14 protein-coding genes are annotated in these 15,268 nt (G+C 69.4%); 8 read left to right on the forward strand and 6 right to left on the reverse strand.

Features of this window, described 5'->3' with window-relative positions; translation table 11 throughout:
• The first annotated feature begins 87 nt into the window (after positions 1-87).
• Positions 88-792, forward strand: coding sequence for a hemolysin III family protein (locus KF887_03670; GenBank protein ID QYK42240.1), 705 nt, complete (start codon positions 88-90; stop codon positions 790-792).
• Here KF887_03670 and KF887_03675 read toward each other — a convergent pair.
• The 5 genes from KF887_03675 to KF887_03695 all read right to left on the reverse strand — a co-directional run bounded on the left by KF887_03675 (position 780) and on the right by KF887_03695 (position 6,827).
• The gene (locus KF887_03675) at positions 780-2,579 is read right to left on the reverse strand and encodes an NAD(P)/FAD-dependent oxidoreductase (protein QYK42241.1); all 1,800 of its coding nucleotides are present in this window, start codon (positions 2,577-2,579) and stop codon (positions 780-782) included. The two genes, KF887_03670 and KF887_03675, sit on opposite strands and share 13 nt — an antisense overlap.
• A 169-nt stretch (positions 2,580-2,748) precedes the next feature.
• Positions 2,749-4,638 (reverse strand): excinuclease ABC subunit UvrC, encoded by a 1,890-nt coding sequence (gene uvrC, locus KF887_03680; GenBank protein ID QYK42242.1) that lies wholly within the window; start codon positions 4,636-4,638, stop codon positions 2,749-2,751.
• Positions 4,639-4,947: 309 nt separating this feature from the next.
• Positions 4,948-5,730, reverse strand: a complete 783-nt coding sequence (locus tag KF887_03685) for an SDR family oxidoreductase (GenBank protein QYK42243.1) — start codon at positions 5,728-5,730, stop codon at positions 4,948-4,950.
• Positions 5,731-5,821: 91 nt separating this feature from the next.
• Positions 5,822-6,001: a hypothetical protein gene (locus tag KF887_03690; protein QYK42244.1), complete on the reverse strand. Its 180-nt coding sequence runs from the start codon at positions 5,999-6,001 to the stop codon at positions 5,822-5,824.
• A gap of 4 nt (positions 6,002-6,005) precedes the next feature.
• Entirely contained in the window at positions 6,006-6,827 is an 822-nt protein-coding gene (locus KF887_03695) for a S49 family peptidase (GenBank protein QYK43419.1), read from the reverse strand.
• Positions 6,828-6,913: 86 nt separating this feature from the next.
• Here KF887_03695 and KF887_03700 point away from each other — a divergent pair, with 86 nt between their 5' ends.
• The gene (locus tag KF887_03700) at positions 6,914-7,810 is read left to right on the forward strand and encodes a LysR family transcriptional regulator (GenBank protein ID QYK42245.1); all 897 of its coding nucleotides are present in this window, start codon (positions 6,914-6,916) and stop codon (positions 7,808-7,810) included.
• Positions 7,811-7,817: 7 nt separating this feature from the next.
• Here KF887_03700 and KF887_03705 read toward each other — a convergent pair whose 3' ends face one another.
• Complete coding sequence (locus KF887_03705; GenBank protein QYK42246.1) at positions 7,818-7,997, reverse strand: DUF1674 domain-containing protein; 180 nt, start codon at positions 7,995-7,997, stop codon at positions 7,818-7,820.
• Between the two features lie 76 nt (positions 7,998-8,073).
• Here KF887_03705 and KF887_03710 point away from each other — a divergent pair, with 76 nt between their 5' ends.
• The 6 genes from KF887_03710 to KF887_03735 all read left to right on the forward strand — a co-directional run bounded on the left by KF887_03710 (position 8,074) and on the right by KF887_03735 (position 15,266).
• Positions 8,074-9,336 (forward strand): methyltransferase domain-containing protein, encoded by a 1,263-nt coding sequence (locus KF887_03710; GenBank protein QYK42247.1) that lies wholly within the window; start codon positions 8,074-8,076, stop codon positions 9,334-9,336.
• Positions 9,337-9,433: 97 nt separating this feature from the next.
• Positions 9,434-11,173, forward strand: a complete 1,740-nt coding sequence (locus tag KF887_03715; GenBank protein QYK42248.1) for a heparinase II/III family protein — start codon at positions 9,434-9,436, stop codon at positions 11,171-11,173.
• 21 nt (positions 11,174-11,194) lie between these two features.
• On the forward strand, positions 11,195-12,784 hold the full coding sequence (gene purH, locus KF887_03720; GenBank protein ID QYK42249.1) for a bifunctional phosphoribosylaminoimidazolecarboxamide formyltransferase/IMP cyclohydrolase: 1,590 nt from the start codon (positions 11,195-11,197) through the stop codon (positions 12,782-12,784).
• 6 nt (positions 12,785-12,790) lie between these two features.
• A complete protein-coding gene (locus KF887_03725) occupies positions 12,791-13,282 on the forward strand; it encodes a signal peptidase II (protein QYK42250.1) in 492 nt (163 codons plus the stop codon).
• Between the two features lie 50 nt (positions 13,283-13,332).
• Positions 13,333-13,848, forward strand: a complete 516-nt coding sequence (locus KF887_03730; GenBank protein QYK42251.1) for a DUF3035 domain-containing protein — start codon at positions 13,333-13,335, stop codon at positions 13,846-13,848.
• Between the two features lie 92 nt (positions 13,849-13,940).
• Positions 13,941-15,266 carry an insulinase family protein gene (locus KF887_03735; GenBank protein ID QYK42252.1) on the forward strand — a complete coding sequence of 442 codons (1,326 nt, stop codon included), beginning with the start codon at positions 13,941-13,943 and terminating at the stop codon, positions 15,264-15,266.
• The last annotated feature ends 2 nt before the right edge of the window (positions 15,267-15,268 follow it).

The following is a 15,268-nucleotide window of genomic DNA, read 5'->3' on the forward strand; positions in this document are numbered from 1 at the left end:
GACCACAGCACGGAATTGTGACGCTGCCGCAACGTCCCGCCCCGCGGGTGTCATTGCCCTGCCGGAAACCGCCGCTAACGTGGCCGCATGACCCAACCCCCCGCACCCCGTTCCGCCCATGCCCGCGCCGAATACATGTCGGACGCGGCGGTGCATGTGGCGGGGCTGGCGCTGGTGGCGGGGGCTGTGCCCGTGCTGATCGTCCTGACGGCGATGCTGCGGGGCGATGCGCCCGCGCTGCTGGGCGCCGCGGTCTACGGCGCGACGCTTGCCCTGATGATCCTGTGTTCGGCGCTCTACAACATGATCCCACGGCCAGACTGGGCCTGGTTGCTGCAACGCCTCGATCACTCGGCGATTTATCTCAAGATTGCAGGAACTTATACCACCTTTGCGCTGATCTCGGGGCAGGGGGCCACGGTGCTGGCGGGGGTCTGGGCGGCGGCGCTGGCCGGGGTCGCGCTGAAGCTCGTGTCGCCCCGGCGGTTCCGCTGGACGGCGATCGGCCTCTACCTTGCGATGGGCTGGGTCGGCGTGGTGGCGGGGGGCGACCTGATGGCGGCCCTGCCGCCCGCCGCCGTCACGCTGATGGTGGCGGGCGGACTGATCTACACCGCCGGGGTCGCCTTCTATCTCTGGGATCGGCTGCCCTTCCACAACACGGTCTGGCATGTCTTCGTGCTGGCGGCGACGGCGGTGTTCTATGCCGCGGTCTTGGTGACGGTGGTGTCCGATGCCACCCCGGCAGGCGGTGCTGCCGGGATGGTGCGGGGGGCGGTTCAGCCCTTGTGATGGGTCGGCGGCAGGCCGAACACCGGCGTCGGAATGCCCTCCATCCGGGCCTTGAGTTGCAGCGACAGGAATTGCGAATAGTGGCGCGACTGGTGCAGGTTCCCGCCGTGGAACCACAGCGCCTCGACCTGCGTCGGCTTCCACATGTTGCGCTGCTCGCCGACCCAGGGCCCCGGGTCCTTGGGCGTGTCGGACCCCAGGCCCCAGCACTTGCCGACCCTGTCGGCCACATCCTGCCCGATCAGGTCGGCGGCCCAGCCGTTCATCGACCCGTAGCCGGTGGCATAGACGATCAGATCGGCGGCCAGATGCGTGCCGTCCTCCAGCACCACGCCGTCGGGCACGATTTCCCGCACGTTGCCATGGGCCAGCTTGATCTTGCCGTCGATGATCAGCTGGCTTGCCCCGATGTCGATGTAATAGCCTGAACCCCGGCGCAGGTACTTCATGAACAGGCCCGAACCGTCGGCGCCCCAGTCCAGCCAGAAGCCGGCCTTCTCCAGTCCCGCATAGAAGTCTGCATCGACCTCTTTCATCTTCTCGTAGAGCGGGATCTGGAACTCGTGCAAGATCCGGTAGGGCAGGCTGGCAAAGATCAGGTCTGCCTTCTCGGTGGTCATGCCCGACTGGACGGCCTTCTCGGAATAGAGCGCGCCCAGCCCGATATCCATCAGCGTGTCCGAGCGCACGATATGGGTGGACGACCGCTGCACCATCGTCACGTCCACGTCGTTTTCCCAAAGCGCCGCGCAGATGTCGTGGGCCGAGTTGTTCGACCCGATCACCACCGCCTTCTTGCCCCTGTAGGCATCGGGCCCGGGATGCCTTGACGAATGGTGCTGGTCGCCCCTGAACGTCGGCATCCCCGGATAGGTCGGCATGTTGGCCTTGCCCGACATGCCGGTGGCCAGAACCAGCTGTTTCGGGCGCAAGACAACCTCGGTGCCGTCGCGGTCAACGACCACCGTCCATTCCCCTGTGGTCTCGTCGTATTTCGCGGACTTGCAGGTGGTGCGGGTCCAGTAGTTCAACTCCATGACCCGCGTGTACATCTCCAGCCAGTCGCCGATCTTGTCCTTGGGGCTGAAGACCGGCCAGTTCTCGGGGAACTTGATATAGGGCAGGTGATCGTACCAGACCGGGTCATGCAGGCAGAGCGACTTGTAGCGGTTGCGCCAGCTGTCGCCGGGACGGTCGTTCTTCTCGACGATGATCGTCGGCACCCCCAGTTGCCGCAACCGCGCGCCCAGGCCGATGGCCCCCTGGCCGCCGCCCACGATCACAACATAGGGCTGCCGGGTATAGCCCAGCTCGCGTGCCTCGGCTTCGCGTTCCTCCTTCCAGGTCGGGCGGTGCTTGTCCGCGCCATGCTTGGCCCCCAGCGGGCGGGCAAAGCCCTTCGGCTCTTCATGGCCCTTGAGCTCGACCATCGTGGTCAGCAGCGTCCAGATCAGCCCGTCCTTCAGCCGGATCAGCCCGTAGCCGCGCGCCACCGCTGTCTCGAACGCGATCCAGGCGGTGGTCAACCCGCCATCCGCCGTTGCCGTCTCGCCCTCGGCCACCCGCCAGCCGGTCGGCGCGGTGGTCGCCAGCGTCGCCCGCAGCATTTCGGCGATGCCCGTCTTTCCTTCGGCCGTATGGATGTTCCAGGTGAAGGTGACGAGATCGCGCCAGTAGCAATCATCCTGGAAGAAGGTCAGCGCACGGTCGATGTCGCCTGCCTCGAGCGTCTTGCCGAATTCGGCGAGCAGCGTTGTCACCTCGTCTTGAACGGTCGTGTCGAGCATCCATGCCTCCCTGTCCGGTGTGCCCTGCGGCCGCGGCTTCCGCGCGCATCTGCCGGGCGGCATCGACAGGATGCCTGGCGCGCGCTGGTTGTGCGGATCGTCGCAGCGTTCCCCGGCTTTCGGGGCCGACGCAATAGGACCAAGGGCGTAGGGTTGCCCCTCGGCCGCGCTAGCCGCGGGTGTGAAAGAAGTCGTGGATGGTGCGGGCAAGGGATTCGCTGATCCCCTCCACCGCGATCAGATCGGACGGCCCCGCCCGCGACACCGCCTTGGCGCTGCCGAAATGGGCCAGCAGGGCCTTCTTGCGTGCGGCCCCGACCCCCGGGATGTCGTCCAGCGGTGTGGCGCTGACCGCCTTCGCGCGCTTGGCGCGATGCGCACCGATGGCCCAGCGGTGCGCCTCGTCCCGCAGGCGCTGGATGAAGTAGAGGACGGGGTCGTTCATCCGCAGGGCAAAGGGCGGCTCGCCCGGGCGGTGGAACTCTTCCTTGCCCGCATCGCGGTCGATGCCCTTGGCGACGCCGACAAAGGCGATGTCATCCACCCCGAGCTCGGCCATGATCTCGGCGGTGGCGGAGATCTGGCCCGCGCCGCCGTCGATCAGCAGAAGGTCGGGCCAGGCGTCGGACTTGCGCTCGGGATCCTCCTTCAGCAGGCGTTCGAAGCGGCGCGTCAGCACCTCTCGCATCATGCCGAAATCGTCGCCCGCCTTGCCCGCCGCACCCTTGATGTTGAACTTTCGGTACTGCGATTTCAGGAACCCCTCGGTCTCGGCCACGATCATGCCGCCCACGGCATCCGATCCCTGGATGTGGCTGTTGTCGTAGACCTCGATCCGGCGTGGCGGGGCGTCAAGGTCGAAGGCCTCGGCAAGGCCGGCCAGCAGCGTGTTCTGCGTGGCGCTTTCGGCCATCTTGCGCGCCAGGCTTTCGCGGGCGTTGCGGGCGGCGTTTTCCACCAGTTCGGCCTTTTCGCCCCGCTGCGGCACGGCAATCTCGACGCGGCGCCCGGCACGGTCGGACAGGATTTCGCCCATCAGGTCAGGGTCCTCGACCCCGTGCGACAGCAGGATCAGGCGGGGTGGTTCCTTGTCGTCGTAGAACTGCGCCAGGAACGCCTGCAGGATCTCGGGCTCCTCGGCCCCGGCCCCGGTGCGGGGATAGAAATCGCGGTTCCCCCAGCTCTGGTTCGCGCGGATGAAGAACACCTGAACGCAGGCCTGTCCGCCCTCCAGATGCAGGGCCACCACGTCGGCCTCTGCCACGCCGCGCGGGTTGATGCCCTGCGTCTGCTGCACCTGGGTCAGCGCGCGGATGCGGTCGCGCAGCGCGGCGGCGCGTTCGAATTCCATCGACTCGCTGGCCTCGGCCATCTCTCTGGCCAGATCGGCCTGCACCGAGGTGGTCTTGCCCTCCAGAAACCGGCGGGCGTCCGCGACAAGCGCCGCATATCCCGCCTCGTCGATCCGGCCGGTGCAGGGGGCGGCGCACCGCTTGATCTGGTGCAGAAGGCAGGGGCGTGTGCGGCTGGCGAACATCGCGTCCGAGCAGTTGCGCAGCAGGAACACCTTCTGCAACTGGTTCAGCGTGCGGTTCACCGCGCCGGCGCTGGCGAAGGGGCCGAAGTAGTGGCCCTTTTCCGACCGCTTGCCGCGGTGTTTCTTGATCTGCGGGAACGGGTGTTCGCCGCCGATCAGGATGTTCGGGAAAGACTTGTCGTCGCGCAGCAGCACGTTGTAGCGCGGCTTGAGCTGCTTGATCAGGTTCTGTTCCAGCAGCAGCGCCTCGGTCTCGCTGCGTGTGGTCAGGAACATCATGCCGGCGGTTTCGCGGATCATCCGCGCGATGCGTCCGGAATGGCCCGAGGGCCGCGCATAGTTCGACACACGCGCCTTCAGGTTCCGCGCCTTGCCGACGTACAGAACTTCGGAGGCTGCGTTCAGCATGCGATAGACCCCGGGCGAGCCGTCCAGCGACCGCAGATACGACTGGATCAGCGCGTGCCCCGTCAGACCCGTCTGCTGCCCTGCCGCCGGGTCAGGCGTGGTGTCGCCGTTCATCTGCAAACCTCCGTGCCCGAGTCATCGATTCCCGTCTTCGCTGCAATGATCCGTGCGCGGACGCAAGCGCGAAGCTGTCCACGGAACCTGTGGATAAATATGTTGGAAACCTTTTCGCGTGTCCGGATTTCCCTTGTATTCGGCCCGCTTCGCTGACTTGCTCATTTTTTAAGCGATTTATCAAGCATCTGAAAAGAAACAAAAGATTTTTGCGCGGAGCCGAAAATCCATGAAAATCAACGGTCTTGTAACGGCCGCGTGACCGAGATGCGAAAAGTGGACAACTCGCGCAGCGCAACTGACGCGGGGTCATTCAACCCCAAGGACATCGGGCGTCGCCCAGGCCAGATGCTGCCCGCCATCGACACACAGGAGCTGTCCGGTCACCGCCTTCGCATCAAGGAAATACTGCAGCGCCGCGCAGATGTCGCCCGGGTCCGCGCCGCGTTCCAGCACGGTCGCGGCGCGCTGCCGGGCGAAATGTCCGGCCGACTGACGCGCACCCCGGAGGGTGGGGCCGGGGCCAATGGCATTCACGCGGATGCGCGGCGCAAGGGCCTGCGCGGCCGTGCGGGTAAAGGCCCAGAGGCCCATCTTGGCGATGGTGTAGGTCATGAATTCCGGGGTCGGTTTCAGAACCCGCTGGTCAACCATGTTGATCACCAGGCCGGTGGCCACCGGCTCGCCCTGTTCGTCGATGTCCGCGTCGGGCGCCTGTGCGGCGAAGGCCTGGGTCAAAAGGAAGGGTGCGCGCAGGTTCGACCCGATGTGCCGGTGCCAGCTTTCCGGCGTGGCGCTGGCCAGCGTATCATGCTCGAAGATCGAGGCATTGTTGACGAGGCAGGTCAACGGACCACCCAGGGCGGCCGCCGCCCGGGGCACCAGGGCATCGGCCTGCGCCTCGTCCAGAAGGTCGGCCTGCAACGCCACCGCACGGCGCCCCGTCGCCACGATGTCTGCCACCGCATCTGCCGCCGCATCCGCCGAACCGGCATAATGCACCGCCACGTCGAACCCGCGCCCCGCCAGGTGCAGTGCCATTGCCCGCCCCAGCCGCTGTGCCGCGCCTGTCACCAATGCCCTGGGCTGCATGTAGACCCCCCCCGCCGTCCGGAACACCAGAGATAGGCGCCCATTCGCCCCGTCAACCCGCCCCGTCAACCCGCCCCGTCAACCCGCCCCGTCAGCCCTTTCGCCCGGTGCAGGCGCAGGCCTTGCCCGGCGGGTTCAGCCGCCCGCAGCGTCCGCACAGCGCAGGGGCCGACAGTCTGGGCGGGCCGCGACGGGCGGGCGGGCGGCGGAACCGCGACCAGACCGCCAGTGCGCCCATGCCGAGCAGAAAGATCGCAACCGCCTGGATCACCGCGTCACAACCCGAACCGCGCCCATTGCGCGCGATCCTCGGCCTCGGCCAGAACACCCTGCGCGGCGGCCGCGCCGAACGATGCGCCGCTCAGGCGCTGGAACAGGCCGCGTCGCTGGCCCATCGGCACCATGCGCACCTTGTCGCCATAAAGCGACTTCAGGCGCGGCACCACATGGCCAAGCCCATCGGCCAGCCCCAGGTCCACGGCCTGCTGTCCGACCCAGACATCGGCGTTGAACAGGTCGGCCGACTGGTCCAGGCGGGTGCCGCGTCGCGCCTTCACATGGGCGATGAAGGCGGCGTGGATCGGCGCCTGCAAGGCGCGCAGACGTTCGACGTCCTCGGGCTTTTCGGGCTGGAACGGATCGGCCAGCGATTTCGACCGCCCCGCGGTGACCACGCGCCGCTCGATCCCCTGCCGCTTCATCAGTTCGGGGAACCCGAACGAGGCGAATATCACCCCGATCGACCCGACGATCGAGCTTTCGTCGATCCAGATGTCATCGCCCGCGCAGGCCAGCCAATAGCCGCCGCTGGCCGCGACATCCTCGACAAAGGCATGGACGGGGGTCTTGTGCTGATCGGCAAGCCTGCGGATGCGGGCGGCGATCAGGCTGGACTGGACGGCCGAACCGCCCGGTGAATTGACGACGATCGCAACCGCCGCGGCGCGGCCCCTCGCAAAGGCACGCTCGATCAGCGGCGCCAGCGCCGCGTCGGACAGCTGCGCCCCCGAAAGGCTGCGACCGGCGGCAATCGTGCCGGTCAGCCGGATCACCGGCACCAGCGGGGGTCTGGACAGGAACGGCAGGGTCATGCGCATCAGCGCGACATAGGCCGCCCCGCCCTGCGCCACAAGCCCGCCCCGCATTTCTTGCCCCGGGCCGCGGTTCCTGCCATGGCTTTGCCATGCTGGATCGTCTGGAGATGTTCGTCGAACTTGCGCGCGAAGGCCATTTCGGCCGCGCCGCGATCGCCTGCGGCGTGGCGCAGCCCACCCTGTCGTCGGCGATCCGTGCGCTCGAGGATCAACTGGGCGTGCAGCTTGTGGTGCGCGGGTCGCGCTATCGCGGGCTGACCCCCGAGGGCGAGCGGGCGCTGCTCTGGGCGCGGCGCATCCTGGCCGATGCCCGCGCGATGAAGGAAGAGGCGCGCGCCGCAAGGTCGGGCCTGTCGGGGCTGCTGCGGCTTTCGGTCATCCCGACGGCGCTTCCCATGGCGACCCGGCTGACGCTGCCCTTCGCGGAACGCCATCCGCAGGTGCGCCTGCGCATCCTTTCGCGCACCTCCGTGCAGATCCTGGCCGACCTTGCCGATGGCTCGGCCGACGCGGGCGTGACCTATCTGGACAATGAACCGTTGGGCCGGGTGGCGCAGGTGCCGCTGTATACCGAGTTCTACCGCTTTCTCTGCCACGCGGACCATCCGCTTGCCGCGAGCCGCCGGGTGACCTGGGCCGAGGTGGCGGGCCAGTCGCTGTGTCTGCTGACCGGCGAGATGCAGAACCGACGGATCGTCGACACGCTGCTGTCCGACGCCGGGTTCGTGGCGGGTGCGGGGGGAACGGCCGGGGTGGAATCGAACTCGACCATGGCGCTGGTCACCCATGTGCGCAGCGGCCGATGGTCATCGGTCGTGCCACAAAGCCTGGCGGCGATGTTCACGGGCGGTGGCGACCTGCGCGCCGTTCCGATTGTCGACCCCGAGGCCGAGCATCTGGTCGGCCTTGTCACCCTGCCGCGCGATCCGGCCATTCCGATGGTCAAGGCGCTGGTCGATGTGGCGCAGAAGGTCGCTGGCGGCTGAGCCGGCCTCAGAAATCGACAGCCAGGCCCTTCCTTTCCCAGTCGCCATAGCGCACGGGTTCCGGGCCCTTCCGTCCGCCCAGTTCCGGCGGAAGGTCGCGTGCGGCGGCGGTCCTGCGGCGTTCCTCGGCTTCCGCCAGGGCGCGCTGCGCGGCGGCGGGCAGCGGTGCGTCGGGGTCGTCGGCCATGCGGGCATTCCTTGTTCCGGTCGCATCCCTGATATACGCCGGTCGCTCGGGCACTCAAGCACGGGCGGTGCGGCGGATGGCGGCAGAAGGCATGGCGGCACGGGCGGCGGCGGTGGCGCTGCTCGACGCGGTACTGGGCGAAGGCCGCATGCTGCAAGAGGCGGTGGATGCGGCGGGCGGACCGATGGCAGGGCTTTCGCCTGCCGACCGTGCGCGCGGACAAAGGCTGGCCGCCACGGTGCTGCGGCATCTGGCGGGCGCGGATGCGGTGCTGGCGCCGCATCTGCGCAAGGCGCCGCCCCGCACCGTGCGCAACGCGCTTCGCCTGGGCGTGATCGAGATCGCCGGGGGCGCCGCGCCGCATGGCGTGGTGAATGCGCTGGTCGACAGCCTGCGCCACGGGCGGCGGACGTCGGCCTTTGCCGCGCTCGCGAATGCGGTGTTGCGGCAGGTGGCGGCCGTGGGGCCCGACCTCGGCCCGCCGCAGAAGCTGCCGCCCTGGCTGCGCAGACCGCTCGTCGCTGCCTGGGGCCGCAAGGCGGTCGAGGCGATGGAGGCCGTTCAATCCGCGCCGCCGCCCATCGACCTGACGCTGCGCCCCGGTGCGGTTGCCGCGATCCCCGGCGCCCTGACCCTGCCGACCGGCAGTCTGCGCCTGGCTGCGGGAACACAGGTCACCGCCTTGCCCGGCTATGCCGACGGCGCCTTCTGGGTGCAGGATGCGGGCGCGGCACTGGCCGCCCGGTTGCTGGCCGTGCGGCCCGGCGAGCATGTGGCCGATCTTTGCGCCGCCCCCGGTGGCAAGACCCTGCAACTCGCGGCGGCGGGGGCGCAGGTCACGTCGGTCGACATCTCGGGCCCGCGTCTGGCGCGTCTTCGCGACAATCTGGCGCGCACGGGGCTTTCTGCCGATGTGGTGGTTGCCGATGCGCTGCACTGGTCGCCTGCCACGCCGGTCGACGCGGTGCTGCTGGATGCGCCGTGCTCGGCCACCGGAACCATCCGTCGCCATCCGGACCTGCCCTTTGTCAAGGACGGTTCCGACCTGCCGGACCTTGTGGCGCTGCAGGCCGCGCTGATCGACCGCGCGGCAGGAATGCTCGCCCCCGGCGGGCGGATGGTGTTCTGCACCTGCTCGCTCCTGCCCGACGAGGGCGAGGCGCAACTGGCGTCGGCCCTTGCCCGCCACCCGCATCTGCGGGTCGAGCCCCCCGACTTGCCCGGCCTCGAACCGGCCTGGTTCACCGGCGACGGCGCGTTGCGCCTGCGACCCGACCACTGGTCGGATCGTGGCGGGATCGACGGCTTCTACATGGTCCGGCTGCGACGTGTGGACTGAGACGGGCATCGGCGGGACAGAACCGCCATGACAGCGACACGGCATGCCGCTATCGTGCCGCGCGATCCGGGAACCGGGCAGGCAGGGGCATCAGGGCATGGCTGGCAACGCATGGGCAGAGGCTTTCGCCCGCTGGTCCTGGACACGCGCCAACCGCCGCGCCGCCCGGGCCGCCGCCCGCGTGACACCTGCGACCGGCTTTGTCAGCCAGCCCGAGCCCCGGTCGATCGGCCTTCATGCACGGGGCCGACACCTGATTTCCGGCCATTTCCTGCTCGCCGGCCGGCTGATCGAGGCGCCGGCGAAAAGCCTTTGGGATGCTGCCCCGCCAGACCCCGCCGCGCAGGCCGAGGCGCATGGCTTCACCTGGCTGGACGACCTCGCGGCGGTCGGCGATGCGCTGGCACGGGCCCGCGCCCAGGACTGGACATGGGACTGGATCGATCGCTTCGGCCGCGGGCAGGGGCCGGGATGGGTGCCCGACCTGACCGGTCGGCGCCTGATCCGGCTGATCAACCACGCGATCTTCCTCTTGGCCGGGCGCAGCCCGGACCAGGCGCGCACGTTCTTCGCCGCGCTGTCGGCACAGGTGGCGTTTCTCGACCTGCGATGGGACGCGACGGCACCGGGCCTGCCACGGTTCGAGGCGCTGACCGGCCTGATCTATGCCGCGCTTGCCCTGACCGGCACGCAGGCGCAGGTGGGCGCTGCCCTGACCGCGCTGGCCGCCGAATGCGATGCGGTCATCGACGCGCAGGGCGGCATTCCGGCCCGCAACCCCGAGCACCTGCTCGAGGTGCTGAGCCTCCTGACATGGGCGGCCCAGGCCCTGACCGAGGCGGGGCGCGTGTTGCCCGCCGCCCATGGCGACGCGATGGCGCGCATCACCCCCTGCCTGCGCACGCTGCGCCATGCCGATGGATCGCTAGCGCGGTTCCACGGCGGCGGGCGCGGCGCCGAGGGGCGGCTCGATGCCGCGCTGGCCGCCTCGGGGATCAAGGGGCAGGCGGGCGGCGGCCCGGCCATGGGGTTCCTGCGGCTGTCGGGCGGGCGCACCAGCGTGATCGTCGATGCGGCCGATCCGCCCGGCGGCCGCGCGGGCACCTCGGCGCACGCCTCGACCCTGGCCTTCGAACTGACCTCGGGTCGGCGCCCCGTGATCGTCAGCTGCGGTTCGGGCGATGCCTTCGGCGGCGACTGGCGGCGGGCGGGCCGCGCGACGGCCAGCCATTCGACCCTGGCGCTGGAGGGGTATTCGTCATCCCGTTTCGGCCGGGGGCTGGGCGACGCGCTGACCGAACGCGCGCATGTGGTGATGGCGCGCCACACGACCGGCGCCGAGGGTCCGGGTGTCTATCTTGCGCATGACGGCTGGTCGCGCACCCATGGTCTGACGCATGGCCGCAACCTGTGGCTTTCGTCCGACGGGCGGCGGCTGGTGGGGCAGGATTCGCTCGGCCCGACCACGGCTGCCGAACGGGCCGCGCTGTCGGCGGCGCTGCGGCGCAGGCAGGGTGCGCCCCTGACCTTTGCGCTGCGGTTCCACCTCCATCCCGACGCCGATGTCGCGCTGGACATGGGCGGCACCGCCGTCTCGATCGCGCTGCGCAGCGGCGAGGTGTGGATCTTCCGGCCCGCCGACGCGCGCGGGCTGGCGCTGGAACCTTCGGTCTATCTGGAGCGCGGGCGCCTTCACCCGCGCCCGGCGCGGCAGATCGTCATCCAGGGCGAAACCGACGGAACCGAGGTCCTGATCGGCTGGACCTTGGCGAAGGCTCAGGATACTCCGCTCGCCATCCGCGACCTGGAACGGGATGACACACCGTTCCCCGCCTGACCGCGCCACCGGAGATTGCCCATGTCCCATCCCGTTCCCGTCGGCCGTGCGCTGATATCGGTTTCCGACAAGACCGGCCTAATCGACCTGGCACGGGCGCTGGTCGCCCGGGGGGTGGAACTGATCTCGACCGGCGGCACCGCCAAGGCCCTGCGCATGGCCGAACTGCCCGTCGTCGACGTGGCCGAGGTGACCGGGTTCCCCGAGATGATGGACGGCCGGGTCAAGACGCTGCATCCGATGGTGCATGGCGGCCTTCTGGCACTGCGCGACGATGACGAGCATCTGGTGGCCATGGCGGCCCACGGCATCCGGCCCATCGACCTGCTTGTGGTGAACCTCTATCCGTTCGAGGCGACGGCGGCACGCGGCGCCTCTTACGCTGACTGCGTCGAGAACATCGATATCGGCGGCCCCGCGATGATCCGCGCGGCCGCCAAGAACCATGCCTTCGTGGCCGTGGTCACCGACCCCGAGGACTATGGCGCGCTGCTTGACGAGATGCGCGCGCACCAGGGGGCCACGACGATGGCGTTCCGGCAAAGGCTGGCGCTGACCGCCTACGGGCGCACCGCAGCCTATGACGCCGCGGTGTCGAACTGGATGGCCGGTGCATTGGCCGAGACGGCGCCGCGCCGCCGGGCATTCGCCGGGCGACTGGCGCAGAGCCTGCGCTACGGCGAGAACCCGCACCAGACGGCCGCCTTCTACACCGATGGCAGCGCCCGCCCGGGTGTCGCCACGGCGCGGCAGTGGCAGGGCAAGGAACTGTCCTACAACAACATCAACGACACCGACGCAGCCTTTGAACTGGCCGCCGAGTTCGACCCCGCGCAGGGTCCGGCCTGTGCCATCATCAAGCACGCGAACCCCTGCGGCGTCGCCCGCGGCGCCACCCTGGCCGAGGCCTATGCCCGCGCCTACGACTGTGACCGCGTGTCGGCCTTTGGCGGGATCGTGGCGCTGAACGGTGAACTTGATGCCGCGACGGCCGAGCGGATCACCGAGATCTTCACCGAGGTGGTGATCGCGCCTTCGGCCACCGATGACGCGCGCGCGGTCTTTGCGGCCCGAAAGAACCTGCGCCTGCTGACCACGGGCGGGCTGCCCGACCCGCGTGCGCCCGGGCTGTCGCTGCGGCAGGTGGCGGGGGGCCTGCTGGTGCAGGACCGCGACGCCCGGGGCATCGCCCGGGCCGATCTGAAGCTGGTGACGCGGCGCGCCCCGTCCGAGGACGAGATGGCCGATCTGCTGTTCGCCTTCACCGTGGCCAAGCATGTCAAGTCGAACGCCATCGTCTACGCCCGGGGCGGCGCCACCGTCGGGATCGGTGCCGGTCAGATGAGCCGTGTCGATTCGACCCGCATCGCCGCCCGCAAGGCGCAGGACATGGCCGATGCGCTGGGTCTGGCGGCACCGCCCACGCAGGGGTCCGTGGTGGCATCGGATGCGTTCTTCCCCTTCGCGGACGGCCTGCTGGCAGCGGCCGAGGCCGGCGCCACGGCCGTCATCCAGCCCGGTGGCAGCATGCGCGACGACGAGGTGATCGCAGCGGCGGATGCCGCCGGGCTGGCCATGGTGTTCGCGGGCCAGCGGCATTTCCGGCACTGACCCGCCATGCGGATTCTCGCGCTTGTCGCCATCGCCACCTTTGCACTGGACCAGGCCACCAAGATCGCGGTGGTCTGGTGGATGGGGCTTGCCGATCGGCTGGTGATCGACGTCTGGCCACCCTTCCTGACCTTCCGCATGGCGTGGAACCGGGGGGTCAACTTCGGCCTCTTCGCCAACGATGCCCAGGCGGTGCGCTGGGGGCTGATCCTGCTGGCGCTGGCGATCTGCGTCTGGGTTGTCTGGTGGATGCGCCGGGGGGGGCATGGCCTGCGGGCGCAGCTTGCGGCCGGGCTTCTGGTGGGCGGTGCGCTGGGCAATGTCGTGGACCGCGTGCTGTACGGCGCGGTCGCCGATTTCCTCAACATGTCCTGCTGCGGCATCGACAATCCCTTTGCCTTCAACGTCGCCGATGCGGCGATCTTTGCCGGGGCGATCGGCCTTGTCCTGTTCGCGGATGGCGGCAGGTCGCCGCCCGAAGGGCGAAAGACCCCGTGACGCGGCCCGGGCGATAGGCTAAGACACGGCAGGACGGCAAGGAGCGGACGATGCGGGCAGGACGGTTCGGCTTGGGCCTGGCGGGCGGGGCAGTGATGCTGCTTGCTGCCTGCGATGGCGGAGAACCGCGCCTGATGAACCTGCGTTCCACGACCAGCGGTCCGGATGAGTTTGCCATCCTGCCGCCAAAGCCGCTGTCCCTGCCGCCGTCCTTTGCCGAACTGCCGGAACCGGCGCCCGGCGGCACCAACCTGACCGATCCCAACCCGACCGACGATGCCATCGCCGCCCTGGGCGGGCGCCCGGGCGCGGGTGTCGGCGGCGATGCCGGCCTGATGTCGCACGCCGGGCGCTATGGCCGCAGCGCCGGCATCCGCGACCAGCTTGCCGCCGAGGATCTGGAGTTTCGTGGCAGGAACCGCGGGCGTCCGCTGGAACGCCTGTTCGGCCTGAACGTCTATATCCGTGCCTACCAGCCGCAGGCGCTGGACCAGGACGCCGAACTGGCGCGCTGGCGCCGGGCCGGGGTGCGCACTCCCTCTGCGCCGCCCGAGACGGCGCGCTGACGGGCCGATCCGCCCGCGTCACATCCGCATGAGGCAGGCTTGACCGCGTCCGGCGGTCGCGTAGGTCTGGGCCAATCAGGGAGCCTGCAAGAATGCTGCACAGACTGACGCTTGCCCTCACGCTGCTTGCAACCCCGCTGGCGGCGCAGGGCGTCACCGACTTCATGCTCGACAACGGCATGCAGGTGGTGGTGATCGAGGATCATCGCGCCCCGGCCGTGACCAACATGGTCTGGTACAAGGTCGGCGCCGCCGACGAACCGCCCGGCAAATCCGGTATCGCCCATTTCCTCGAACATCTGATGTTCAAGGGCACCGACACGCTGGCGCCCGGCGAATTCTCGGCCACGGTCGAGGCGCAGGGCGGCGATGACAACGCCTTCACCAGCTGGGACTACACCGCCTATCACCAGCGTGCCGCCGCCGACCGCCTGCCGCTTCTGCTGCGGATGGAGGCGGACCGGATGGTCAACATCAACATGTCGGAAGACGACGTGGCCACCGAACGGCAGGTGATCCTGGAAGAACGCAGCCAGCGCACCGACAGCGATCCCGGCGCGCTGTTCTCCGAACAGCGCCGCGCCGCGCAGTACCTGAACCATCCCTATGGCATCCCGATCATCGGCTGGCGGCACGAGATGGAGGGGCTGACCCGGGCCGATGCGCTGGAATTCTATCGCCGCCACTACGCGCCGAACAACGCCGTGCTCGTGGTGGCGGGCGACGTGACGCCCGATCAGGTGCGCGCGCTGGCCGAGGAACATTTCGGGCCGATCCCGCCATCGGCCGACCTGCCGCCCCGCGTCCGGCCCGCCGAACCGCCGCAGATTGCCGAGCGGCGGGTCAAGATGACCGACGCGCGCGTGGCGCAACCCTATGTCATCCGCACCTATCTCGCGCCGCAGCGCGACGCCGATTCCCAGGAAAGGGCCGCCGCCCTGACCTATCTGGCCGAGCTTCTGGGCGGCAGCGGCACAACCTCGGTCATGGCGCGCGCGCTGCAGTTCGACCGGCAGGTCGCCGTCTACACGAGCGCCTTCTATGACGGACAGTCGCTGGATCAGGGCACCTTCGGCGTGGCGGTCGTGCCGGTGCCGGGCGTCGGCCTGGCCGAGGCCGAGGCCGCGATGGACGACGTGATCGCGCGGTTCATCGAGGAAGGCCCCGAACCCGGGGCCTTCGCCCGCGTCAAGACCCAGATGAAGGCCGCCGAGATCTACGCGCTCGACAATACCGCATCGCGCGCGCGCCGCTATGGCACGGCGCTGACCACCGGCCTGACGGTGGCCGACGTGCAGGCATGGCCCGACGTGCTGCAAGCGGTGACGCCCGAGGACGTGATGGCCGCCGCGCGCGAGGTGTTCGACCGGCGCCGCGCCGTGACCGGCTGGCTGATGCGCGAGGAGACGCAAGGATGATC

This window comes from Paracoccaceae bacterium (assembly GCA_019454225.1).
Taxonomy (GTDB): domain Bacteria; phylum Pseudomonadota; class Alphaproteobacteria; order Rhodobacterales; family Rhodobacteraceae.